The following is a 24,545-nucleotide window of genomic DNA, read 5'->3' as shown; positions in this document are numbered from 1 at the left end:
TGTTTTATTGGATTGCACAGCGTTATCACAACTTTTTTCCAGGAGATCCCAATGAGCGATTTTTCACTACCAGTGCCTGCGTGGAATGATATCCCACAGATAAAATGTAACGGCCGTGCCAGTTGCAATGACAGCAATCAGGTGATTGTTCCCCTGGAAGACGGCCAGCTAACCATTTCCATGTTTGCCAGTGGTTTTCGCATTCAGACTGGGAAGAATCGAAAAGATGAATATGGCATGCTTAAGAAGTTACCTGAAGTGTTGTCTTGTCGCGTTTCTGGTGATGATGCACAAACTACAATTGAGGCAGGTGATCAGGTTTTAGAGCTGCAACACCAGCCATTCCAGTTTCGCTTTTTCCGCAATAATGCTGTGGTACAGAAAACCCCGAATGATGGTCATTTTGTCAGGCCCTTGCGTTTGCCGCCTTTGGCAAAAGTGGATGATGGCTGGTTGATGTCATTTGATTTGCAAAGCAACGAACCAGTATATGGCCTGGGCGAAAAGTGGGGCAAGTTGGATAAACGCGGTCAACTAGTGCGTTCCTTTAACCATGACGCGTTAGGGGTTAATGCCGAAATATCCTATAAAAATACGCCGTTTTGCTGGAGTCCTGAAGGGTGGGGGATATTTGTTCATACTCCGGCTCCGGTGACTCACAGTGTAGGTTATGCGCCGTGGTCGCAACGTGCCTACAGTGTACTCATTGAAGATGACAGCCTGGACATTTTTGTTTTGGCTTCAGATAAAACCAATGTCGGAGCGGATATTCTGGATCAGTACACTGAACTGACTGGCAAAGCGCCGTTGCCACCGGAATGGAGTTTGGGGGTAATCCTTTCTAAAGCCTATTACAAAGATGCCGACGAGCTGCTGGCCACTGCCAAAGCTGTGCGAGAGCAAAACATGCCTTGTGATGTGATCACCCTGGACGGACGTGCATGGCAAGATACTGATACCCGCTTTGCCTTTGAATGGGATCCGAAACGCTATCCCGATCCAAAAGTGGTATTAGATCAGCTTAAAGCCATGGATTTTAAAATCTGTATCTGGGAATACCCGCTGGTGTCAGTGAAGAATCCCTTGTTCCAAAAAATGGCCGACAAAGGTTGGTTGTTAAAAGACAGCCGCACCGGAGAAGCATTTCGTTATCAGTGGGATATGAGCGCCTTTGGTGAAGTATTAACACCATTACCAGAATCTGGAATAGTAGACTTTACCCATCCCGATGCGTTTGCTTTCTGGCGAGAAGCCCATAAACCCTTATTCGACCTTGGCGTAGATATGATCAAGGCGGATTTTGGTGAGCAAGTGGAAGATCCACACATGGTGGCCCATAACGGCGAGACGGGGATGGCGTTACACAATGTCTATGCCCTGCTATACAACCGTTGCGTTTATGAAGCTGCTGAAAAATACAGCAAGAATGGTCCATTTTTGTTCAGTCGCTCAGCCTGGACAGGCTCCCAATGTTACCCGGCGCAGTGGGGCGGTGACCCTCAGGCAGACTGGGGTGGCTTGGCTGCTAACATTCGCGGCGGTATCAGTTGGGGACTTTCCGGGGCACCTTTTTATGCTACCGATGTGGGAGGCTTCTTCAAAGATACCCGTGATCCCGAGTTATATGTGCGTTGGTGCCAGGCGGGCGTTTTCTCAGCCCATATGCGCCTGCATGGCATAGGTCAGCGAGAACCCTGGAGCTATGGCGATGAAGCACGCGATGCCGCCAATGCTGCACTGAAACTGCGCTATCAGATTTTGCCTTATCTCAGCAAAACTATGGCTATTGCCAGCGAAACCGGATTACCAGTACAACGCGCAATGGTGTTGGCTTACCCGGAAGATCAGGCTGCCTGGGCGTTTGAAGATCAGTTTATGTTTGGTGACGATATCTTGGTGGCACCGATTTATCGCGCTGGCGGAAAAGTGACGGTTTATCTGCCCAAAGGTGACTGGATTAAACTGGATACCAAACAACGCTTCGACGGTGGACAGGTGCTGACCATGCAATTGCCGCTGTCGGAAATGGCGGTCTTTGTCAAAGCCGATGCCCAGCTGGAACTTATGCAGCCAGTAGAGCACCTGAACAACAAAGAAATCGCCCAGCTGGAGCGCAGCATCTGGTAATACTCGCCGGTAATTCGGACCACGGGTTCGCGTTACCGCTAATAAACGCTATCTTATAAAAGAGTTAATCTGAGTGAGCACATTATGGAACTACAAGAAGTCATAACGACATTATTAACCTGCGTCTTTTTTATGGGATTAGTTGCCTGGATTTCCTGGCAAAAGACAAAAGGGGTTGTAGATTCCAAAGATGGTTACTTTCTCGCCGGCCGGGGCTTAACCGGCACCTTTATCGCCGGTTCAATGTTGCTGACTAACCTTTCCGCTGAACAGCTTATCGGCCTGAATGGTTCAGCCTATGGTTACAACATGAGTGCCATGGCCTGGGAGGTGACGGCTGGATTCGCCACCATTATTATGGCCATGATTTTCCTGCCAAGGTATCTGGCTGGTGCCTTTTCCACCTTACCGGAATTCCTCAAAGGTCGATTTGATGACACAGTGCGTCGCATGACGGTGGTGCTCTTTATGGTGGGGTACGGTTTAATCACCATTCCATCGGTACTGTATGCCGGTTCTGTCGCGGTGTTGCGGTTGTTTGATGTACCGGCACTGCTCAATGTCAGTTATGAACTGGCACTGGTGATCACCATAGTCACGGTGGGAACCGTAGGCGCTGTGTATGCCATTTTCGGCGGCCTTAAAGCGGTAGCGGTTTCAGATACCATCAATGGGGTCGGCCTGTTAATCATTGGTATTTTGGTGCCAATTTTGGGGTTTGCCGCGCTCGGGGACGGCAGTGTACTGGCGGGGATGGAAACAGTATTCACTGAAGATACCGACAAACTCAATGCCGTGGGAGGCGAAACCGATCCGGTTCCCTTTGGCACTATATTTACTGGTATGATTTTCGCCAATTTGTTTTATTGGGGTACTAACCAGTACGTAATACAAAGAACGCTGGGTGCAGCCAATCTGGCAGAAGGCCAAAAAGGCGTGTTGTTTTCCGGGTACTTTAAATTAATGGTGCCCTTTATGATGATGTTGCCTGGCGTTATTGCTTTCCATTTGTATCAGGGAGAGCAATTACAGAGTATCGACCTGGCTTATCCTCGTCTGGTTAAAGATGTGTTGCCTTTGTATTTATCGGGCTTTTTCCTGGCTGTGCTTTTAGGGGCGGTGTTTAGCTCCTTTAACTCTTTGCTCAACAGTGCAGCGACCCTCTTTGTATTGGATGTGTATGCACCCATGAAAGACGACAAAGTGGGCGATAAAGAGCTTATCAAAGTGGCCAAAATTGCCAGTGTGGTGATAGCGCTGTTTTCCTTTATCGTTGCTCCCTTGTTGATGTTTGCCCCGGAAGGCTTGTGGCAAATCATTCGCATCTTTACCGGCTTTTATAACATTCCGGTGATTGCGATTGTTCTGGTGGGCTTGTTCTCCAATCATGTTCCGGCACTGGGCGCTAAGATTGTTATCGTATTTCACGTAATAGCCTATGGCTTGCTGAAGTTTGTCTTTGAAGTGGAAATTAACTTTATTCACATCTATGCCATTCTGTTCATTATTGAAGTAGCCATCATGGCGGTGGTTGGACGCCTGTATCCATTGCAACAAGACTGGCATTACGAGCGCAAAGACACAGTGAGTCTGGTGCCCTGGAAGTGGGCATTTCCTTCAGCCATTACCTTGTTATCCTGCATTATTCTGTTGTACGTATTCTTTTCACCCATCGGCATTGTGGGCGGATTAAGTGACATGTTTTGGCTGGTGGTGTTTTTGATCATCGTCAGCAATGTGTTGCTCAGTAGCTATGCGTTACGACATTGGCATAAATCCTATGCTGAAAGTCTGGCTAAAATAGGTAGAGAAGAGGCTAATTAACAAGGTGAGAGCATGAAGGCTTGTTTAGTGACCATAATGTATGGGGTCACTTCATAGCCCGGTCACCTTAAGGCGCAGTTGTCGCCCCGACAATGATTTCAATCAAATGATAGTGGCTGAATTAGACAGCCGTGTCGAAATAAATTTCGACTTACAAGAGAGTCAAGCAAGGGGCTGTAGCACCTTGACTCAGATATTTTAAGATAAAATCAAACTGGTGCAATTATGGCTTCGGTTAGGTTAGATAGCCGCTTTAACACATCGGGAAAGGGCTATCTGCAAGTTTTTTAAGTCTTATATAAGATATCTATTGTATTAACTCTTGTTAACGGGTATGTTAATGCAATGTAAGCAAGCGGGTTCAGGTGTTTACAACTTTTTAAACTGACTTCTGCACTTGCAACTAGTTATTTATGCAGTCTCAGAGCTGCCTAAAAAAATATAGAACGAATCACAACACTCTGTACTAAAACAAAGGGCCACAGGTCTGCTATCTGACCCCGGTCCACTAATAACACGACAGAATTAAAGGTTTACATCGGGGTAACCCGGTTTTTACCCAAAATAAAAAACAATGTCGGAGAAGACACATGCGGGCATATAGAAAACAAATCGCGGTTGCGGTCGCGTCAGCGTTAGCTGTTATGGGCACACAGTCGGTGGCTTTGGCTCAGGAAGATACAGAAGAAAAAGGTGGTTTTGAGACCATCGAAGTAACAGCTCAAAAACGTGTTGAACGCGTTTCTGATGTACCTGTTGCGGTTTCTGTACTGCGTAGCGAGCAAATTGACTCTACCTTTTCTTCAAACTTTGAAGGACTGCAAAACCTGGTTCCTTCGGTAAGTTTCCGAAAAGGGACTACTACGCGTAACTCTGCTATTACCGTTCGTGGTATAGGTACTATCTCATTTAGTGTGGCAGCTGAACCCAGTGTTTCTACTGTGGTTGACGGTGTAGTGCTGGGACGCTCTGGTCAGGCATTTACTGACCTGTATGATCTGGAACGCATCGAAGTACTGCGTGGTCCTCAGGGAACACTGTTTGGTAAGAATGCTTCTGCGGGTGTAGTCAACATCACCACTAAACGTCCTACCGGTGCTACTGAAGGCATGATCGAAGCCACCATTTTCCAGGATAACGAATACAAGCTGAAAGGAAAAATTCAGGGTGAAATCACAGATACCGCTGCCGGTAGCTTGGTGTTCACCAAGTCAGCTTTCGACGGTAATCTGTTTAACGTTTACAACAACGAAACGGTAAATGGTTACGACAAAGAAGGTATTCGCGGCATGTTAGATGTCGATGTGACCGACAGCACCAAAATGTTGTTTATCTTTGAAAATGTTCGCTCCGACGATGATTGTTGCGCTGACGTAGAAGCACGTCCCAGTGGCAGAAACCCGGATTCAGAAGCGGCTCCCAATGGCACTGGTCTGGACCTGGATCAACGCCTGATTGACCATGACTTTGAATCCCGCACTGTGGATGAAACCACGGCTTTCTCGGTACAGCTTGATACCGAGTTTGAAAACTTTACATTGACCTCAATTACGGCCTACCGCACCTGGGATAACACCGAATGGCGTGAAGGTGATTTTACCTCCATCGCGGGTGATTCTGATGAGATTGTTACCTTTGACAATACGCCACCGTTCCAGTTACACGATGTGGGACCACAAAGCTGGGATCAGTTCTCTCAGGAAATTCGCCTTGCGTCTACTACCCAAGGTAAGTTTGACTGGCAGGTTGGTGCTTATTTCTGGGACATGAGCTCTGAGCGTAGCTTTACCCGTGATGCCAGTTGTCAAAACAATAACTATTTGGATGGTGATGGCAATCCTAATCCAAACAGCCACCTGAACAATGCGATCCGTTATCACCTGACCACTTCTGAAGGTATCGATAATCCTACAGACCAGCAGGTTGCTGATTATATCGAGGCCGAGGGGATCACCTGTAACGCCAATGATATCGTGAGCGCTACTGCTTATATGGAAACCGAGTTTAACAACTGGGCGGTATTCGGTGATGCCAAGTATCACGTGTCTGAAGACTTCCGTTTATTGATGGGTATCCGTTACACCGATGACGAAGTCAGCTTTAAACACAACCGTGTCAGCAACGACCAATACGGCCGTAAAGGTGTTGGTGTGCGCGAAGCTGCACTGAATACCGATTATTCCGGCAAGACCAGCGAAACAAACGTGTCTGTTAAGTTGGGTGCGCAGTATGACTTCGAAGATGCGGGCATGACCTATTTTACCTATTCTCAAGGTTATAAAGGTCCTGGTTTCAACGTGTTTTATAACATGGGCATTAACGATACGCGTCCAATCGGTGAAGAGACATCAGATGCTTACGAATTGGGCTATAAATACGCCAGCCGAGACATCTTGTTCAATGCTGCCATTTTCCGCACCGAAATTGATGGTTTCCAGGCCAACAACTTCGACAACACCGGTGGTGTAACTATTACCCGTTTAACTAACGCCGGTTCGGTTATTACAGAAGGTTTTGAGGCGGATATCTTATGGCAGGCTACTGACAACCTGACCGTTAACGCCGGTTTTGCTAGTGTGGATGCGGAAATTGATAAATTCAACTGTCCGTTAAACGAACCCGATTGTGGTGGTCGTGCTGGTGCAGATGTGCCTTTCTCACCAGACTTGAAATACTCAGTGGGACTGGATTACACCCAGGAGCTGGATAATATGAACGTTATCTATAACGCCAGCTATGTTTACACTGATGATCAAGTGGCAGATTTCCTGGATGCCGGAGTTGACCGTTCAACTTCGCCACTGGTGTTACCTGATTATGCATTGCTGAACGCCAGCATTGGTTTCTCATTCCGTGATGACCAATATCGCGTAACCCTGATTGGTAAAAATCTGACTGACGAAAGCTTCTTTACCACCTACAGTGGTGATGGCTTCCGCTATCAGGTACCACGTGATGCCGATCGTTACTTTGGCGTACAGTTCCGGGCGAACTTCTAAACTCCCAATGGCGGCGGGTTTATTGTGTTCCCCGCTGTTATCTAAGTGTGTTGCAGGAGGCCGTAAGGCCTCTTTTTTATACCTGATTAAAGCTGAGTTATTGTTCAGCGGGGTGAGTGATAAGTGCCACGATGCGTCTGACTAGCGGTAACACTACCAACAAACAGGGATAAGCAATCACCCAACTGGATAACCAGGAGTTTAGCCAGGTAGAAAATAATGACTGGCTACCATCGTAGAGTTTTATGGTAACGACCAGCGCCACTAAACCACTCATCAGCATAGACAGCAGAAAAGGCATTAAATGCGGTGCCCAGGACGCCGGCAGGCGATAGCGTTTCTTTTCAGGTTTTTGCATGTAAAGGGCCTTCAGAATAAAGCGATATGCAAATGTATGGGCTAACAGCAATAACTCAATGTCATAGTGCTGCTCTTTGCCAATTAAACGCTTGTGCTCTTGGTCAGCTCTACACTACGGCTTTCTCCTGATTTTATATTATTATTGATTGGTATTACTCGTTTTCCATGAATTCTTTCAACAGAACCAAGTCACCAAACGTTTCAGAAACTTCGGATACCTGGCGACAGCAATACTATCCGAAAAATGGGTGACAGATTTAAGGATGTGCAGCGGTTCTCAGTTGCCAGGCAGATATTGTTATTAAAAAGATCTCTTTATTTACTTGCTTTAATGTACTTGCGGACGCTCCATATTGGCATCATTTGTTACAAAACAAAGCATAATTACAATAGCCAGAACAGCACAAGATACTATTAGCGATAAAGACGTAGCAAAGTCCACTAAAAGTCCCGCTACTAATGCGCCGAATGAAGCGGCGGTGATTTTGGCTGCAGCCACCCACATATAGACTTGCGCTGCATCTTCTGCGGGGGCGTATTCGGTTCTTGCTGCCAACGTCGCAGCAAAGAATATCGCATTCGTCACGCCAGTTAGCCAGTAGGTTGCCAGGCCTGTGAGCAGTGAATTACTTAGGCTGACCAGGAGCAACGCTACCAGCAACAGGCAGCCGATGTTCCGCAACAACGTTATCGCATCCGCTTTTAAAGGTGCCACAAGCAACCAGACTGCACCACACAAACAACCTATCCCATAAAATGTCACCAGATAAGCTGCAAGGGATTTATCCAGCTGCCAGGCTTCAATTTGATAAACAGCGGTCACGGGTAAAGCCGCTACACTAAACGCAGCGGCAGAGGTCATGATAATGGTTTTAAATAGTGGTACAGAGTGGTAAATCGTCTTATACACCTTTATCAAGCTGCTCAATATCCCTGAGTGCTGTTGAACCATTTTAACGGTATTGGGCAAATAAAGGATAAAGACAGCGGCACAGGCCGGTAACATCATCACTAAGCTGACAGAAAGCATGTTTGAAAAATATTGCGAGAGCAGAGCAATGCAGAGTGGGCCCATGGTGAGGCCGATGCCATAGCTCATATTATCCCAACTTTGTGCCCGGCGACGCGCTAAACCCTGTTGGTCGACCAGGGGGATTAACTGTGTGCTGAGTCCACCCATCAAAAAAGAGCTGGCCATACCGCAGCTAAGTAATAACGGGAAGGTGAGCGCCAGGAGGTTTTCAGTCAGCAAAAAAATCGCCAATTGAAAACACACTGAATAACCTATTGCCGCCGCGAAAAGTATCTGTCCCGGCTTTTTGGCTTTGTCCAACCATCGACCATACACCGGGCCGAATAAGTGTGGCGCAGTTAAACTGGCAGCTAACGCACCAGCGGTTTTACCATCTGCGCCAATAGTATTAGCAAGCAACACAATGCCAATGGCTGAACCGCCTGTCGCCATGCGTGCCAGCACAGCAGAAATCAGGTAGCAATAAAGGGGGCTTAGTCGTTTCATTAACAATTTATGGTCATGCACTGAAGGAGTTATTGCTCATAGTTAATTGTCACTCAACACGTCATTGAGTAGAGCGAGCAAGGTTTCTCGATCTTCACCGTTCAGAGGCGCAAGGGGCTGAGGCAAACAGTTTCCTTCTGTGAATCCTAAGATATCTGCTGCGCTAGCAATAACCCGAAGTCCTCCACCATTCTTGGTAAATAGCGTCCACAATGACTCTAATTGTTCCGAGGCTAAGATAGCTTTTTGAGTTTCGCCAGATTTCACTAGTGAGATAAAATGTTGCACGGTTTTGGGAAATAATCCTCCTACCACAGATAACCACAAATCGCAGCCAGCAGCCATCCCTGCGACGCCAAATTTATCGCCGCTAACTCCAATTGCTGTGGATTGTGGCACTATGCTGCGCAACTTTTTTAAACGCCTGTCGCCGCTTTCATCAGCGAAAGGCATACCCGGAATTTTAATGGCCGCGATGTTAGGCAGATGACAGATACGCCCATAAAGCTCATCACTAACAGTAAACTTCGTGGTAGCAGGGTTCTCGTACACACAAATGGGAAGATCAAACTCAGTTGCGGCAGTTTCAAACAGTGTGAACACTTCGGCGTCTTTTAGTGGATGGTAAGAAACCGGAGCGAGTAAAACTGCATCAACGCCACACTTTTGAGCGACTTCCATGCGCTTTAGCACTTCGTCAGTGCGCAAGGCGCCAACGCCCACCATCACCGGAATATCACCTGAGAGTTCCACGGTTTTACCTGTTACGGTTGCGAACTCATCATAGCTAAGATACGGATACAAACCCGTGGAACCCATGGAACAAATTGAATCTACTTTTGCCTCTACCAGATTACTGAGCAATTTTTCAAAGGCGCTGAAATCGATGCGCTCATTTTTGAATGGTGTTAACGGAAAGGCGGATAAACCGGTAAACATTTGGCCTCCTGTCTGGTTACAATAACCGTAGTAGAGTTAAACGGGGCATGTCATGGATATAATGTCTCGTGACAAAAATAATTATTGTCATAGGACAATGTATGAAAGTTAATATTTCTGGTCGTTCAGCGCAAGAGATTTTTGAGTCTGTACGTGAATTTATTGATAAAGGACAGCTAAAAGTAGGGGACAGTTTGCCCTCTGTAAGAGAGCTTTCTGAACAGCTTGGGGTCAACCGAAACACAGTGTCATCGGCTTATCAACGCCTGAGTAAAGCGGGGCTGGCAGTTACACAAGGGCGACTCGGTACGCGAATATCCTTTGCCCAAGATGCTGGTGAGCAGGAAGGCGTTACTGAAACGGCTTTATTTGATCTTGCTGATGGCAGTCCCCGAAGAGATTGGCTGCCGGACTTAAATGAGCTGGCCAGATGTACTCACTTCAACCAGTATTTATACGGTGAAGATACTTTGCTGCCAGAGACCACTGCCTACGCAAAACACTGGTTCGAAGCAGATAATCATCAAAACTTTGATGTTACGGTTTGCGGAGGTGCCATCGACACCCTGGAACGCATGATGGCTGCCTTTCTGATACCGGGTGACAAAGTGGTAGTTGAAAATCCTTGTTACATCAGCTCTGCTAATGCAATTCGGTTAGCTGGTATGCAGGTTATCGGTGCCACGGTTGATGAGTTTGGAATGAGACCTGACGCACTTGAAAGGGCGTTACAAAAAGGCGCTAAAGCGTTATTGCTTACGCCCAGGGCACATAACCCCACGGGTGCCAGTATTTCAGCTCAACGAGCTGAACAGCTTAAAGGGATTTTGCGCAACTATCCTGAAGTCGTGGTGCTTGAAGATGACCATTTTGCACTTATGGCCACAACGCAATACTATTCAGTGATCCCGGATTCGACCCGTCATTGGGCAGTATTTCGCTCTGTTTCAAAAGGGCTCGGGCCTGATTTACGTATGGCGTTTGTTGCCGCAGATAAAGAATCGGTTAATCGGATTACCAGCCGACTTGCACCTGGTATGTCCTGGGTCAGTCGTATTTTACAGTCACTTGTTCATACCTGCCTGACAACTGAGTTATTTTTACAGGGCCTGCATCAGGCCAAAATTAACTGCGAGTCGCGAAGAAATATTCTTATTAAAGCTTTGGCAAAGAACGGCATAACTACCCCAAAGATTGTTGATGGTTTAAACGTTTGGATACCTGTTGGAGGAAACTGTCAGGCCGCTGCTTATGGATTATCTCGCAAAGGATGGCTGGTGCGCCCCGGGAGTTCGTTCGACATTTACCAGAAATCTCAGGCTATTCGGGTAAGTGTGCAAAATATGGAAGTTGCCACTGCTGAGAAATTTGCTTCAGACTTGTCTTTTGTAATAGAAGGGGAGCAAAAGGGACGGATTCGTTGAAACATGTGTCGTATTGGGTCGGACGTTGAGTGATGGATGCGCAAAAGAATTTCTAAAGTGAAAGGTTTTCAAGCAGCCTTGAGCGTGTTCCCTGTTTCAGCGAATTTGACCTTTGTTGAACAAAAGGAGAAAAAATAATACCTAATTGCTTCACAAATCATCAACTCCCGATTAATATTATTACCGATAGACGATTTGGTTAGTTGTATTTAACTTACAAGCGGGCGTTTAGGATGAATAGCTTTAACATTTCGAAATCAATGATAACCACTTGGTTGTGGATGCTGGACGAATCAAAAGATGAGCGACTGGAAAAGCAGGCACAATCACTGTTATTGAAACTCTTTCCCAGTATTCAGGAAGCACGGCGTTATACCACAGAGCACTGACCATTAGTTTGGCTGTGGGCAGCATAGCGCAATTTAATTTATAATGCAGATTAGTTGCCTTTCTGTGGTTGGCCCTGAGCCTGCATTCTGTTTACCATATCTTTGGCGGCGGCGTTTGCTGCGGCACGTTGCGCTGCTGTAGTGCATTGTTTTACCGGTAATCGCGAGCCTGTCACCGTGACACTTCTGCACTCAAAACCGAGCCGTTGTTTTTGCTCTTCACTAAGGCATTCAGGCAGCGTTTTATTTTCCTGACAATTATTGATTTGTGCCAACTCATTGGAATTGGAACTGCAACCCAGAATCAGGGTTAGCGATAGCGCAGTGAACAGTAGATGATAATTTTTGCTCATGGTTTTTCCTTGTTTTAAGAACAAGGCCACCCGAGGGTGGCCTGTATGAGTTAGAAGGTTACGTTAACACCGGCAAAGATGTATCTGCCCATAGCGTCAAACGGTCCCGGGAAGGTATTGCCGTTACCAATACCTGACGGAGTGTTAGGCACGATAGGTGGCTCTCTGTCCAGCAGGTTATTGATACCAAAGCGCAATCCGGTGTGATCGGTTACTTGCCAGGTAGAGGCGATATCCAGATAGTTTTGCGCAGCCAACGTAGTTGGGCCATTGTTCAGCTCATCGGTTTCGCCAAAGTGACGCCAGGTCGCGGTAACAGAAGCGTCCCATGGAGTTTCCCAGGTGACTTTCAGGTTAGAACGCAAATCGGGTGTTGGTGCGCCACAAGTGGAGCGATCCCAGTATCCTTTACACTCTACAACTGGGGCATCAGGCGTAGACTTCTGATCCCACTTGGTCAGGTAAGTACCCACCAGGTTAACTTTCACGGCACCCATATCCTGCAGCTCGAAACGATACGATGCGTCAAAATCAATACCTGAAGTTTCAAAGAAACCGATATTGATATCTGTGGCGACAATATTGTCGTTGCCTATCCACAACGTACCTCGGCCCGGGTCTCGATTGATAAGGCTACAGAATTCATCGGCACCAGTGAACGCACATTGGTCCAGAATAAAGCGCTCTGGTACGTTTGAAATTGCACCCTGTACGTCAATGTTAAAGTAGTCCAACGCCAGGTCAAAACCAGGTAAGAACTCGGGAGCCAGTATCAAACCAAATGACACTGTATCGGATTCTTCAGGTTTCAGGTCAGGGTTACCACCTGTGATGGAGTTGTACTGCCCTGCTGGGTTGTCGGCGATATTACCGTATTGTGCCTGCGTTACGCCGGTGTTGGCGCATTGTTCGAAGGTGTATAGCGGTGTTGCGCCAGCACAAGGATCTTCATTCATGTTGTACAGACCCAGTGATTGCGGGCGGAATAAATCGCGCACGTTACCGGCTCTGACAGCGTGTTGGAAGCTACCGCGAAAACGCACTTGCTCATTCACCATCCAGTCGGCGGCGTATTTGTAAGTGTTAGTCGTTTGACCCGTTGAGTAGTCAGAATATCTATAGGCTAAATCCAGGGTGATTTGGTCGGCAAAGGCCACGTCTTCAAGTAAAGGCACGCTCAGCTCAGTGAAAAACTCATCGACATCATATTCACCAGATACTGCTGCGGTTGGGCCACCTTGTCCGGCACCGTCACCCGACTGGAATGCTGCATCGGGATCAAATTCCAGTGATTCCTCTCGGTGTTCCAGACCTAATACCACGCTGACGCCATTGGTGTTGCCAGGCACCTTGATACCATAGCTGGTAAGGTCACCAGACACATAACCACTGATCTGTTTGGTTACCGTATTACCTTTAGAAACCAGAGGCAGGCTCAGATAAGCCAGGGCTGCATCTGTTACGCCACCTGTGGTGAAAATGTTGTAAGGCACACAGTTGGGATCTGAACCATCCAACACGGATTGACAAACCGGTTCGCCGGTATTGGGATCAGAGACAACATTCAGCGCCCGGGTCAGGTTAGTGATTGATAGATCATTTTTGTAAAGCTGACTGAAAGTTACCGAACCGTAGTTGGCAAAAACGTCATAGTTCCAGTTGTCATCCAGATAGCCTCGAGCACCGATAACACCGCGGAATGAGGTATGGCGTAAATCATCCAGGCGTTGGCCACCCTCAACGTTGCGTTTACCCACAAAGGCGGTTACTACGTCGTCTTCGTCAAAGCCGCGTTGGGCACATAAAGCGTCAAATTGCTGCTCAGATAAAAGCGGGTTATTACAGTTTAAGGTGCTGGTTACAAAGAAGGCGCCGGAAGGGGCTATACCGGCGACACTACGGTCATCCATAAAGTTGACTTCAGCATAGATGTCGAGTTTTTCACTCAACTCATAGTGACCGAATGCGCCGAATGTTTTGCGCTCATCCGGACGTTGGTAATAGCTCACTTCTGCATAGTTATAGGTTTCACCATTGCGATTTAAAAACTGATCACCCGAAACAATAAAATCATAGCTGGAAAAATCCGTTACCCGGCCTTCAGCAATTGTGCCTGAACCGGCACACACATTCGGCTCACCCCGCAGTGCACAGTGGGCATAATCGCGATCTCCCTGGATTACCGCGCCTACGTCACGAATTGTGGCATACAAGGTGACATTGCCTTTGCCGTCAGCGGTATTGGCTCCGAGTATGAGGCTCAGGTCATGAGTTTCGCCATCGGTTACGCTGCCATCAGGAGCATTAAAATTAGCGTCGGCATTGAGTTGTTGAATGCGACTGTTGTCATTGTTGTGCTGATTAAAGCTGTACTGGTAATCGAGGCTGACTCCTTCAAAGTCATCTTTCAGGATGAAGTTAACCACACCGGCAATGGCATCAGAACCATAAGTGGCCGACGCACCACCCGTTAATATTTCTACTCGTTCAACCAAAGCCGCTGGGATCTGGTTGATATCAGCGCCGATACCACCGGCCTGGGGAGAGCCTGCTGGTAAGCGACGACCATTGAGTAGGGTTAGGGTTCTGGTGGAACCCAGGTTGCGCAAGTCAACGGTGGCTGTCCCGGTAGCGCCATTGGCAAGTGCTGAGGTTTGTGCCGCGAATATCTGCGGCATGTCATTCAATAAGTCTTCGATACGAGTGACACCAGAGATGGCAATATCTTCTGAAGATATTTCGGTTACCGGACTGGTGCTCACCAGGTTGCTGCGTTGAATTCGCGAACCTGTGACGGCGATTTTTTCCACCTGGTCGGCGCTCTCGGATGATTCCTGCGCCTGTGTTGTAGTGCAAATGGCACTGCCTACAAAGGCAATAGCAAATGCTGTCGTTAGTTTGTTGTACTTAAACATGTGTTTCTCCTGGGTGCCTTTGCAAGTGCAATAAATGCCGCGCGCATCGGCACGAGTCTTTATGGTTATTTTTGGACGAATCCAGTGTGCAAACTAAGCCCAGTAAGATTGGCCCGCTAGCTGAGATCCACTAGTTGGCAGGTTAAAGGGGTGGTTGGGAGGAAAAGGAATTTTAGTGGGTTTGATGTGTTGAGCAGGCCCCTTGGCAGGGCTGAGATGGCAGTATTGTGGGGTGTGGTGTGAAATGGCGGTTTGACGGTTTGGTTGGAAGATAAAGTGATTTGAAGCGAGGGAATTTGGGTAAATCAGATAATTTTAGTGTCGAAAATTAGCCTAAAGCATGGCCGATAACGGTGCGTGACTGCGGTGATAAAATGCGCATATTTGCGTCAAAACGGCACTAAAGTGATAATGCTTGTTTGATTAGCTTTTCAACAGTTTGATGTATCGAAAATTCATATCTCATTTACCGGGACGCGCCTTTTTTCTGACTAATACTCTGGTGTGGTTAGGGCTTAACAGCATTGCCTCCTGGCTGGCCTACACCCGTCAACTGGACGCCGGTCAGGAAGCGGTTTATTGGCATACCTGGATGGAATACATTCCCTGGTGGGGAAATTTTATCTGGTTTGCGCCTATGGTAGCTGCCTGTGTCGGCATGATGCCTGAACGGCGGAATAATCTTACTCTGCACATTCGAGATAACGTGCTGTTGTTTCTGGGGACCATGCCACTGTACTGGCTCATGTCAGTGCTGAGTGCAACTTTATTGCACTTTGGAAATTTGTATTGGGAGAGTATTGAACAGTTATTACCCACCTTACTCACCGGACCTTTTTATTTCGATATCATTATTTACGCCTCTGTGGTGAGTATCGCCTATACCCGTAAATACGAAGCCCGGGCTGCTGAAGAACAACAGCGCAATCGCGAACTGGCCCACCTGTTGCTGCAAACCGAGCTGGATGCACTAAAAGCGCAGCTGAATCCGCATTTTCTGTTTAATACACTAAATAGCATCGCCAGCCTGATCCGCTTGCAGGACAAAGACAAGGCGCTGGTGGCATTAAGTGAACTCAGCATGATGTTGAGGAAAGTGCTCGAGCACCAAAATAATGAAATGACGCCTTTGTCCCAGGAGGTGGAGTTTATTAAGAGTTACCTGACTATTCAGCAAATGCGCTTTGTTAATAAACTCGAAGTTCAGCTAGATATTGCTGAAGAATGTTTGCAGTATGATGTGCCTTTTATGTTGTTGCAACCCCTGGTGGAAAACGCCGTGCAACACGGTTCTCGGCTGGAATCCGATGACAACCTGATCCAGCTTGCGATTACACAACAAGGGGATGAGTTGTTGGTGAGGCTGCGCAACAAGTTTATTCCGGATAACCAACACAAAGGGTTTGGCATTGGAATTGAGAATAGTCGCAAGCGGCTGGCCAGAATCTATGGGGATGAATTTGTACTGCAGTTAAAAGAATGCCGCGATGGTTATTTCGAAACCTTTGTGCGTTTGCCAACAGGAGAGTGATATGAAAGTTTTAATTGTGGATGATGAGCAGCTATCGCAGCAAAACCTGCAGGTATTGCTACAAAACCGCCAGGAAATAACCGATATCGCGGTGGCCAGTAATGGCTCTCAGGCTCTTACTATGTTTCGGGAAATACAACCTGACCTGGTGTTTTTAGATATTGAAATGCCCGGTAAATCTGGCCTGGAAGTGGCCAAAGAAATCGGTGAGCAATGTGTGGTGGTATTTGTGACTGCCTACGATCAATATGCCATCAGCGCCTTTGAATTAAATGCCATTGATTATTTGCTCAAACCCTTTGATGACATGCGTTTTGAAAAGGCTTTTGAACGGGCAAAACTGCAGTGCCAAAAACAAGCGCAGCGCATTAATTACAGTGAGCTTGGCGAGTTGTTCGACGCCATGCAAGAAGAGCGCGAACAGCGTTTCAAAAGTCGGATAGTTATCAAAGACTTAAAACGCATCCGATTGGTGAATGTCAGTGATGTAAATTACATTCTGGGAGCCGGAAATTATGTGGAAATCCATCTGAACAACGGTCAGCAATACCTGCATCGCGAAGCCATGAATGGCATTGAAAACCAACTCAACCCAAAAGAATTTATTCGCGTGCACCGCTCCTCTATCGTGCGAATTTCTTACATCAGCGAATTATTACCCAACGAGCGCGGCGACTACAAAGTCAAACTGCGCAATGGCCTGGAGCTCACCGTATCCCGAGCCAACAAACACAAAGTCCTGTCCTTCGTCGAAAACTAAATTCAAGGGGTCAGAGTTCTTGAAATGTTTTTGAACGCCTGTCCCCACCGTGGTTTAGCGGCTCAATTGATTTATTGAGTTTTTGAGACATCGTACTTTTAAACGGTTTGTCACCCAGTACTTTAGCCTTGATGAGATGCTCACTAATCAAATCGACCACCTCATCTTTTAAATCATAAGTAAATAGTTTGCGATATTGAGACTTTCTCGCTTCCGGGGTTTTACCTAGCTCAATGTATTCAGAATGCGGAGTCAGCAATGATGTCGTTTTATTTGCTGCGTTGTAATGATGGCTGGACCACCGATAATGCATGGGATGAGCAACCATATTCGCTCTGACCGGGTTGAGTTCAATATAACGATAGACTTGTAACAGATATTGGCTTGATTGTATTAAAGACGATTTAAAGCGCCCTTCCCACAAGGTTCCGGTTCGTTGATGCTTAGTATTAAAATATCTGACATAACTTCTTCCAAGGCATTGCATCAGTTTGCTGACACCGTCCGGAATAGTAGGTGTCAGCAGTAAATGCACATGATTGCTCATTAGTACAAAGGCGTGTACCAAGGTTTCGGTTTTTTCGGCATATTCACCGAGCTTTTTCAGGTAAAAAGCCCGGTCAGCATCTTCAAAAAAGCAAGATTGTCTGTTGTTACCTCGTTGCATTACATGTTGTGGGTAGTCCGCAACATTTAATCTGTGAAATCGTGCCATAATCTATTTGTCTGAATTGAGAATATCGGGAGTATGGCAATTGTTACTCAGTATAAAAACTGTACTGAAGTACAGGTTTTGGGTTCAAGAACTCCGACCCCATGAAGTTCAAGAACTCTGACCCCTTGAAATTAGGATAAACTCGCGGGCTAACGGGAAGGAGATGCTGCCGAAATCCCAGAATTTTTCGGTTTTGCTGTTAATGTTTATGGCGATTGCCATTTGGTATTTTGGGATAACCATTAACCAGCTTTGTGAACCTCTGGAAACGCCACCGTGATTGGCAATTCTGACTTTGCCAATACCCTCACCTAAATCACTTTCGTGCACGCGCCAGCCCAGGGCATAGTGCTGTTCATTGAATTCACCGTTGTTAAGTTTCTGAGGCGTCCAGAACTGCTCGCGAATGTCAGCAGAAATAAAGCTGTCGTTAATAAAACCACTACCTAGTCGCACCAGGTCTGATGGGGTTGATATAAAACCACCACCCGCCAGACGGTGACTGAGGTCAACCTCCCGCCAGGGTCTTACTCTAGGTTTTGATTCATCGTTTCGCCAGTAGAATGTGACCAGATTCGACGCCTGTTGCTCTGCGTGAATGTCAGGTGAGGTTGGTGTCGTATTGGCCATACCCAAAGGCTTCAGCACCTTTTCGTGCATCAGGGTTTGAAAAGGCTGTTCCCCGGTTTCTTGCAAAACGGCACTGAGCAGCACCGTGCCATAACTGGAGTAGCTAAAATCCTCACCGGGAGCGAACAACATGGCACTGTCATCAAAAAGCGCGACTGCATCCATAACATCAGCATAGGAACCATTCAGCGCAATACTTTTGTATAGGCCTGTGGTTTCGGTGTTTTCTTTGTAGTGGGGCAGACCCGCCATGTGGGAGGCCAGTTGTCTTGGGGTGATGTCTTTCCAGTGTGGGTTGCGCTTGCCTAATTGCAACTCCCCCAGCGGCGTATCAGGTGTCAGGTTTTGGCTTTGTACCATGCGAGCAAATAAACTGGAGGTCAGGGCTTTGGAGGTGCTACCAATGCGAAACTGACTGTCGCTGGTTAAAGGGCGAGCGTTTTCAATATCCGCCCATCCTGCGGTGCCTGTCCAGAGTATTTTACCTTTAACTGCCACGGCTGCAGAGATACCCGGTGATTGAATCTTTTCTCGATGGGCTTTCAGCAGTTGTAACGCACTGCGGGCGGCGTCTTGATACTCATCATCGTGGACTTCACTGCTGGTAGGTATTTCATTGGGAATAGTTACATAGCCCCAAAAGGGCATGGCTACTTTTCCTCGGTGGGCATAAAACTGATACACGGGTTCGGCCAGGTATAAGCCGACCGCCAGTAGCGCCATCAGCGCGAATAATATTTTTTTGAGCATAAAGATTCCTGATTACAGCAATGAAATTGCCCATCAGCTTATGGATTAGGGGAATTCAGGTCTTATCAGAAATGAAAATAATGCTGCGCATTTTTAAAATTGAGCGCGAAATTCAGATGGGGTCATGCCTGTTTGCTGTTTAAATGTGCGATTAAATGAGGCGATGGAGTTGTAACCTGTTTCCAGTGCAATAGTCAGGATAGGGTCTTTAATGCGCTCCGGATCTTTCAGTTTTTCACATACGGCGGGAATGCGGTAGCTATTGATGAATTGGGAAAAGTTATCAAATCCCAGCTCCTGATTGATCAGTACTCGCAACTGATGCGCGGGCATACCCAATTCACTGGCCAGTTTACCAACACTAATATCGTGCTGGCTGTAAAAACCAGACTGCATTTTTTCCTGTAAAGTCTGGATATTGGCTGAAAACTGTTTATCTGACTTCTGGTCATTAATGACGCCTGATTTATTTTCTGAACCATTAGAGGTTGGAACTGGCTGATTTTCAGGTATCAGTTTTTGTAACAGTCGCCAGCTTAATATTGATATCAGTGTCAGTGCCAAAAGCGCATTGCTAATACTAAACAGGGGGTTGTTACGCAACTGACTGTCGGTGAGTTCGAGTAAAGTGAGCAACAGCATGTAGGCACTGATGGCGCTGATCATAATGCGACGCAACAGCCGGCGGTTTTCATTGAGATCATCTTCGTAGCCGCGAATACTGTCCAGCACGATAGCACTGAGCACCACAAAACCAATGAAATGGTTTATATCGTGCAGGAAGTGATTGCCACCAAATCCCAAAAACAGAATCAGCAGACAGAGCAGCCAAATCAGCGCTACTATTTTTAAAATGCCATGCATGGCATTCCAGACAGAGCGACCGTGCACACTAAACCAGTAGTAATTTAGTAAGGCAAATGAAGTGAGATCTGTTAGCAATAACAGTGGTGGCCTAAGCCAGCCATAGTGATGATTGCTGATGGGTGCCGTCAGCGCCAGATAAGCCATAACACAGAGGGTTACACTGCTTTTTGCAAATAAAGCCGCACCTTGGTGGTTGTGCCGCAGTGCAAAAAGTATCGCCACTAATTGTCCGCAGGCAAGAGCCCTTAAAATAACATCAAAGAGTTGCCAGCTGGATAGAGAGATCACGTTGCGATTTTAGCGAGGGAATTGGGAGTTAAAGCAATGCTTGTTGGATTCATTGCGATGTGGTTATCCGAAGATTTGGAGCAAAGCATTGGCCTTGCTCCACAATCGGATTAATCCAGAGTGCTTAACCACACCACTAAGTCCACGATATCGTCAGCTGTCATGCCACGGGCAAAGGTGGCCTGATATTTACCATTAACGATAAAGTTAGGCACGCCACTTAAGTGACGACGAAAATCCTGTAGTGTTTTGTTGTTCTTTTTGAACTGACCGTTGACCGCAAAGCTCTTATAAGCTTTGTTAAATTCGTCTTCGGTTACACCAATTCGCGCAAAGATCTTTTGCAAGTCCTGCTCACCAGCAATCAGTTTACGGTCTTTGTGAATGTGTTCGAAAATCGCCATCATGGCTTCCTGCTCTTTACCCAGAGTACGTCCCACCATCATGGCTTTGGTGGCGGCATCCTGCACATCAGGTCCGGCAGAACCCATGAAGTTAACGTGAACTTTTTCAAACTTCACATCCTTGCCTTTTTTCTTCTTCATCTCAGCTACAAGGGGTTCAAAGTTGTAGCAGTGAGGACACCAGAAGGAAAAGAACTCGGTGATGTTTTTCTCTTCAGAGGCTTCCTCGGCGATCACTTTATAATGGGTGCCTTCTTGCCATAACTCCTGAGCCTGAAGGTTAAATGCCATCAGACAAGTTACAAACATCAATCCTAAAAACTTTTTCATTATCAAAACACCTGATTACTAATATCCGCCAAAGAGTACCACAACGGATTCACCAGAGTGAACCCGTCAGGCACTGAGATTAAGATTATTTACTTTAGAAACTTAATCTTAGCTTAACTCCGGCGTGGCGGCTGTAGGTATTAAAGCCGCTAATCTCTACATACTCCCGGTCAAACAGGTTATTGATGTAGGCCATCAGGTGCCAATTTGCATTCAGATCCCAATCCAGGTTGGCGTTCCATACAACATAATTGCTCAGTGGTACGTTGCCGATATCTACGGCATCTTTTTCCATGTGGGCAAACAGCGACCAACGGGTGTTACCCTGATTGAAGCTGTGCTGATAACCCAGGTTAGCCACCTGCTCTGGTCGGCGCACTCGTTGATTACCGGCATTATCTTCGGTATCCATGTGAGTGTAGTTAAACCAGAGTGTGCCGTTTTCGAACAAAGCGGTTTCGGCTTCCAGTTCGACGCCTTGAGATTGGCTGGTGCCCGACGCTTGTAAGTAGCCCTGAAAACTCACAGAATCGTACATTATCTCGTCTTCAATTTCCTGTTCAAACCAGGTCAGACTCCACCAGGTGGTTTTGCTCAGCTGATGGATAAAACCCAAATCGAAACCTTTGCTGGTTTCTTCACTAAGCTGTAATCCTGCGGCTTCGCCCCAGGCAAATGGACCATCGTTATAGGCTTGCTCGAACAGGCCCGGTGCGCGAAAGCCGGTTCCGACAGTTGCCTTGAAGCGCAGCGTTTGCTCGGCCTGTAATGGCAGCAGGTAATTTAAACCCGCGCGCCATGAGGTAAAGCTACCAAAGGTATCGTTGTCGTCGTAGCGCACACCGACATTGATATTCAGATTGTCTACGCGCTGGCTCAACCATTCAACAAAGTAACCTTTGTTGTCGCGGGAATTGCCGGCAATGTTGTCCTGCTCTTCTTTGATATCCACCCCGAAAGACAGGGTATCCTGGCCAAAATCATACCAGCCGTGGTAATCGAGACGCGTGATCTCACCATCGTTGCCAAAACCGTATTCACCGTTGTTGAAAAAGTCTTTTTCCACTTCGGTAATGGCGTATCCCAGCTCATGCTGTCCGCTTTCTGTATGGTAATTCACAGATAAACGGGCGCTGGTTTGCTCTGTTTCAGTCACGCAATGGTTGATAAGAGCAAAGGTGGCATTGTCGTAACAGCCATCATACTGGGTTTCACCTTCTGAGTTTCTGAGTACCAGTTGTAGGCCCAATGCTTCAGTGAATTGATGGTTAGCCCGCAAATGCAAGGTAGTGTTGTCATAGGGGTCTTCTTCGCCGGAAGTATCTGCTGTCTTAGCATTGATACCATCGGTGCTGAAATCTGAAGCTGCCAGATAAATCCCTGAGGTTTCGTTGGCCAGATTCAGTGAGGCGGCATATTGACGGGTACCGAATCCTGCCACTTCTGCTGTCACATTGCCGGCAATGTTTTCAGTCGTGTGCCTGGTGGTGACACTAACCACGCCACCGGCGTCAGCGCCATAAACCAAGCCCTGAGGCCCTTTTAATATTTCGATGCGTGAGATGTTATTGAGCAACAGATCATCCAAAACCGGCGTTATTTGCGGAGCGGTGGGATCTGTCAGTTCTACGCCATCAATATACAGGCGAGTTCTGAAGCTTTCTTCGCCGCGGATGCGCAGTGCTGTGGTTTTACCCGCGCCGCCGGAGTTGGAAACATTGATACCGGATACGGTACGCAAGGTATCTGCCAGAGAAAGCTGGTAGCGTGCAGTGATATCCTGCTCATCCAATACCACAACGCTGGCGCTCAGTTCATTGATATTTTGTGCCAGTCGTGCTGATACCACGCTGATTTGTTCTAGTGAGTTATCGGAGTCGGATTCTGCAAATGCAGTATTGCTGCTGAGCAAAGCGGCACAGCATAAACTTAGAGGTGTCTTTTTCATTGTGTGTTCTCGTTTGGCATTCCACCCGAATGCGTTTACTAAACCCTGTAATTACCTGTGCGGATTGTCATTACAGGAACCTGGGCAGGCCGGTATCCGGGCTTATAAACAGCCAGAGGCAGAATTCATCGCCTTCCCGTTGAACACAGTGGCGTGTGATGAACTCCGATAAGTATTTGAAAAGCTTATCTGTTTAATAACCGTTGCGGGGGCAGCGTAGGGATCGCACCTACTTCCCGTTTAACTTACCCGGCGTGTGAATATCCGGGTAAGCACCTGACGGCAGGCATTATACCTAAAGTGGTTGAAATGTAATGTTTTTATGCGATTAAGCTATACTTTTTGGTTTTATGGTGTGAGTTTTAGGGGCGGCTCATCCAGTGCCGCTACCTGTTCTTTAAGGCTTAAAATTTGTTGCTCCCAGTACTTATCACTACCAAACCAGGGGAAGGCTTGTGGAAAGGCCGGGTCCTGCCAGCGTTTGTCCAGCCAGGCCATATAATGCACCAGGCGCATGGCGCGCAGGGGCTCAATCAGCTTAAGTTGATTGGTGTCGAATTCATAAAACTCTTCATAGCCCATCACCAGAGTATCCAACTGCAATAGCTGGTTATTGCGATCGCCGGAGAGCATCATCCACAAATCCTGAATGGCCGGGCCGCTGCGACAATCATCCATATCCACAAAGGTGGGTCCGTCCCGCCACAGGATGTTACCTGGGTGGCAATCACCGTGTAGTCGAATGTGGTTGGTATCGCTGTAGGTTTCCTGAACCTTTTGATAAAGCACATCCAGGATAGTAAAAAAGGCCGTTTTTAAGGATTCAGGAACCAGTTCGCTGTTGGCTAACTGCTCCCGCGGCTCCAGCAGGTGACTTTGCAGAGTTAACGCCGGGCGATGACTAAACCCGGTGCGGGCCGCTACCTGATGAATACGGCCAATAAAGCGGCCCATCCATTCCAGCTGATCCAGGTTGTCTACTTCAAACTGGCGACCACCTACAGATGGAAAAATGGCAAAGCGAAAATCCTGATACTTGAGCAGGCTCTCATTGTCAAAACGCAGTGGAGCGCAGATTGGGACTTCATGCTCTGTTAGCTCATGGGTGAAATCGTGCTCTTCCTGAATTTGCTGATCTGTCCAGCGCTGCGGCCGATAAAACTTCACTACATAGCGGCGATTATCTTCGGCCAGAAACTGGTATACCCGGTTTTCGTAGCTGTTCAGGGGCAACAATCCTGACACCGGATATATACCAGTGGTTTCTACTGCATTGAGAATAAGGTCTGGAGTGAGACCCGAAAAATTGAACTGTGCCAAATGTAGCTATCCTGGAAACTTAAACTGAGTGCCATTGTAAAATATTCGCAGCCACTGTCCATGTAAACCGGTCTCCAGTCTCCGGTATCAGGGCAGGACAGCGAACGATTTTTGAACGACACTCGGACATAGCCTAATCTAACCGAAGCCAAA

The 24,545-nt window shown here is 47.1% G+C and carries 18 protein-coding genes and 1 riboswitch; of the genes, 7 read left to right on the top strand and 11 right to left on the bottom strand.

Going from position 1 to position 24,545, the window contains the following annotated elements:
- Nucleotides 1-51: 51 nt before the first annotated feature.
- The 3 genes from ACXAD8_RS13290 (at nucleotide 52) to ACXAD8_RS13280 (ending at nucleotide 6,950) form a co-directional block, all read left to right on the top strand.
- Nucleotides 52-2,127 carry a glycoside hydrolase family 31 protein gene (locus ACXAD8_RS13290; RefSeq protein ID WP_475229415.1) on the top strand — a complete coding sequence of 692 codons (2,076 nt, stop codon included), beginning with the start codon at nucleotides 52-54 and terminating at the stop codon, nucleotides 2,125-2,127.
- Between the two features lie 84 nt (nucleotides 2,128-2,211).
- Nucleotides 2,212-3,951 carry a solute:sodium symporter family transporter gene (locus tag ACXAD8_RS13285; RefSeq protein WP_475229412.1) on the top strand — a complete coding sequence of 580 codons (1,740 nt, stop codon included), beginning with the start codon at nucleotides 2,212-2,214 and terminating at the stop codon, nucleotides 3,949-3,951.
- A 590-nt stretch (nucleotides 3,952-4,541) separates the two neighbouring features.
- Nucleotides 4,542-6,950, top strand: a complete 2,409-nt coding sequence (locus tag ACXAD8_RS13280; RefSeq protein ID WP_475229410.1) for a TonB-dependent receptor — start codon at nucleotides 4,542-4,544, stop codon at nucleotides 6,948-6,950.
- Nucleotides 6,951-7,047: 97 nt separating this feature from the next.
- Here ACXAD8_RS13280 and ACXAD8_RS13275 read toward each other — a convergent pair whose 3' ends face one another.
- From ACXAD8_RS13275 to ACXAD8_RS13265, 3 genes are all read right to left on the bottom strand, one after another.
- Complete coding sequence (locus ACXAD8_RS13275; protein WP_475229408.1) at nucleotides 7,048-7,308, bottom strand: DUF2798 domain-containing protein; 261 nt, start codon at nucleotides 7,306-7,308, stop codon at nucleotides 7,048-7,050.
- A 330-nt stretch (nucleotides 7,309-7,638) separates the two neighbouring features.
- A complete protein-coding gene (locus ACXAD8_RS13270; protein WP_475229406.1) occupies nucleotides 7,639-8,829 on the bottom strand; it encodes an MFS transporter in 1,191 nt (396 codons plus the stop codon).
- A 42-nt stretch (nucleotides 8,830-8,871) separates the two neighbouring features.
- A complete protein-coding gene (locus tag ACXAD8_RS13265; RefSeq protein ID WP_475229404.1) occupies nucleotides 8,872-9,768 on the bottom strand; it encodes a dihydrodipicolinate synthase family protein in 897 nt (298 codons plus the stop codon).
- A gap of 101 nt (nucleotides 9,769-9,869) precedes the next feature.
- Between ACXAD8_RS13265 and ACXAD8_RS13260 the strand changes: the two genes are divergently transcribed.
- The gene (locus tag ACXAD8_RS13260; RefSeq protein ID WP_475229401.1) at nucleotides 9,870-11,192 is read left to right on the top strand and encodes an aminotransferase class I/II-fold pyridoxal phosphate-dependent enzyme; all 1,323 of its coding nucleotides are present in this window, start codon (nucleotides 9,870-9,872) and stop codon (nucleotides 11,190-11,192) included.
- Nucleotides 11,193-11,425: 233 nt separating this feature from the next.
- Nucleotides 11,426-11,581 (top strand): hypothetical protein, encoded by a 156-nt coding sequence (locus tag ACXAD8_RS13255; protein WP_475229399.1) that lies wholly within the window; start codon nucleotides 11,426-11,428, stop codon nucleotides 11,579-11,581.
- A 50-nt stretch (nucleotides 11,582-11,631) separates the two neighbouring features.
- Here the strand turns inward: ACXAD8_RS13255 and ACXAD8_RS13250 are convergent, their stop codons facing one another.
- On the bottom strand, nucleotides 11,632-11,934 hold the full coding sequence (locus ACXAD8_RS13250) for a hypothetical protein (RefSeq protein ID WP_475229396.1): 303 nt from the start codon (nucleotides 11,932-11,934) through the stop codon (nucleotides 11,632-11,634).
- Between the two features lie 50 nt (nucleotides 11,935-11,984).
- Nucleotides 11,985-14,849, bottom strand: coding sequence for a TonB-dependent receptor plug domain-containing protein (locus ACXAD8_RS13245; protein WP_475229393.1), 2,865 nt, complete (start codon nucleotides 14,847-14,849; stop codon nucleotides 11,985-11,987).
- A gap of 442 nt (nucleotides 14,850-15,291) precedes the next feature.
- Between ACXAD8_RS13245 and ACXAD8_RS13240 the strand changes: the two genes are divergently transcribed.
- Both ACXAD8_RS13240 and ACXAD8_RS13235 read left to right on the top strand, forming a co-directional pair.
- On the top strand, nucleotides 15,292-16,380 hold the full coding sequence (locus tag ACXAD8_RS13240; RefSeq protein ID WP_475229390.1) for a sensor histidine kinase: 1,089 nt from the start codon (nucleotides 15,292-15,294) through the stop codon (nucleotides 16,378-16,380).
- Nucleotide 16,381: 1 nt separating this feature from the next.
- Nucleotides 16,382-17,140, top strand: coding sequence for a LytR/AlgR family response regulator transcription factor (locus tag ACXAD8_RS13235; protein WP_475229388.1), 759 nt, complete (start codon nucleotides 16,382-16,384; stop codon nucleotides 17,138-17,140).
- A gap of 10 nt (nucleotides 17,141-17,150) precedes the next feature.
- Here ACXAD8_RS13235 and ACXAD8_RS13230 read toward each other — a convergent pair whose 3' ends face one another.
- From ACXAD8_RS13230 to ACXAD8_RS13205, 6 genes are all read right to left on the bottom strand, one after another.
- Entirely contained in the window at nucleotides 17,151-17,855 is a 705-nt protein-coding gene (locus ACXAD8_RS13230) for a transposase (protein WP_475229385.1), read from the bottom strand.
- 108 nt (nucleotides 17,856-17,963) lie between these two features.
- A complete protein-coding gene (locus tag ACXAD8_RS13225) occupies nucleotides 17,964-19,235 on the bottom strand; it encodes a serine hydrolase domain-containing protein (RefSeq protein WP_475229383.1) in 1,272 nt (423 codons plus the stop codon).
- A gap of 93 nt (nucleotides 19,236-19,328) precedes the next feature.
- The gene (locus ACXAD8_RS13220) at nucleotides 19,329-20,324 is read right to left on the bottom strand and encodes a helix-turn-helix domain-containing protein (RefSeq protein WP_475229380.1); all 996 of its coding nucleotides are present in this window, start codon (nucleotides 20,322-20,324) and stop codon (nucleotides 19,329-19,331) included.
- Between the two features lie 176 nt (nucleotides 20,325-20,500).
- Nucleotides 20,501-21,124 carry a thiol:disulfide interchange protein DsbA/DsbL gene (locus ACXAD8_RS13215; RefSeq protein WP_475229378.1) on the bottom strand — a complete coding sequence of 208 codons (624 nt, stop codon included), beginning with the start codon at nucleotides 21,122-21,124 and terminating at the stop codon, nucleotides 20,501-20,503.
- A 94-nt stretch (nucleotides 21,125-21,218) separates the two neighbouring features.
- Nucleotides 21,219-23,072 (bottom strand): TonB-dependent receptor plug domain-containing protein, encoded by a 1,854-nt coding sequence (locus ACXAD8_RS13210; protein ID WP_475229376.1) that lies wholly within the window; start codon nucleotides 23,070-23,072, stop codon nucleotides 21,219-21,221.
- A 72-nt stretch (nucleotides 23,073-23,144) separates the two neighbouring features.
- A riboswitch (cobalamin riboswitch) is annotated at nucleotides 23,145-23,367 on the bottom strand.
- Between the two features lie 53 nt (nucleotides 23,368-23,420).
- Nucleotides 23,421-24,392 carry a serine/threonine protein kinase gene (locus ACXAD8_RS13205; protein ID WP_475229373.1) on the bottom strand — a complete coding sequence of 324 codons (972 nt, stop codon included), beginning with the start codon at nucleotides 24,390-24,392 and terminating at the stop codon, nucleotides 23,421-23,423.
- Nucleotides 24,393-24,545: the final 153 nt, after the last annotated feature.

It is taken from the genome of Planctobacterium sp. AWH2_060, assembly GCF_056158425.1.
The sequence above is the reverse complement of the archived record's forward strand: the minus strand, read 5'-3'. Positions and strand labels throughout refer to the sequence as shown.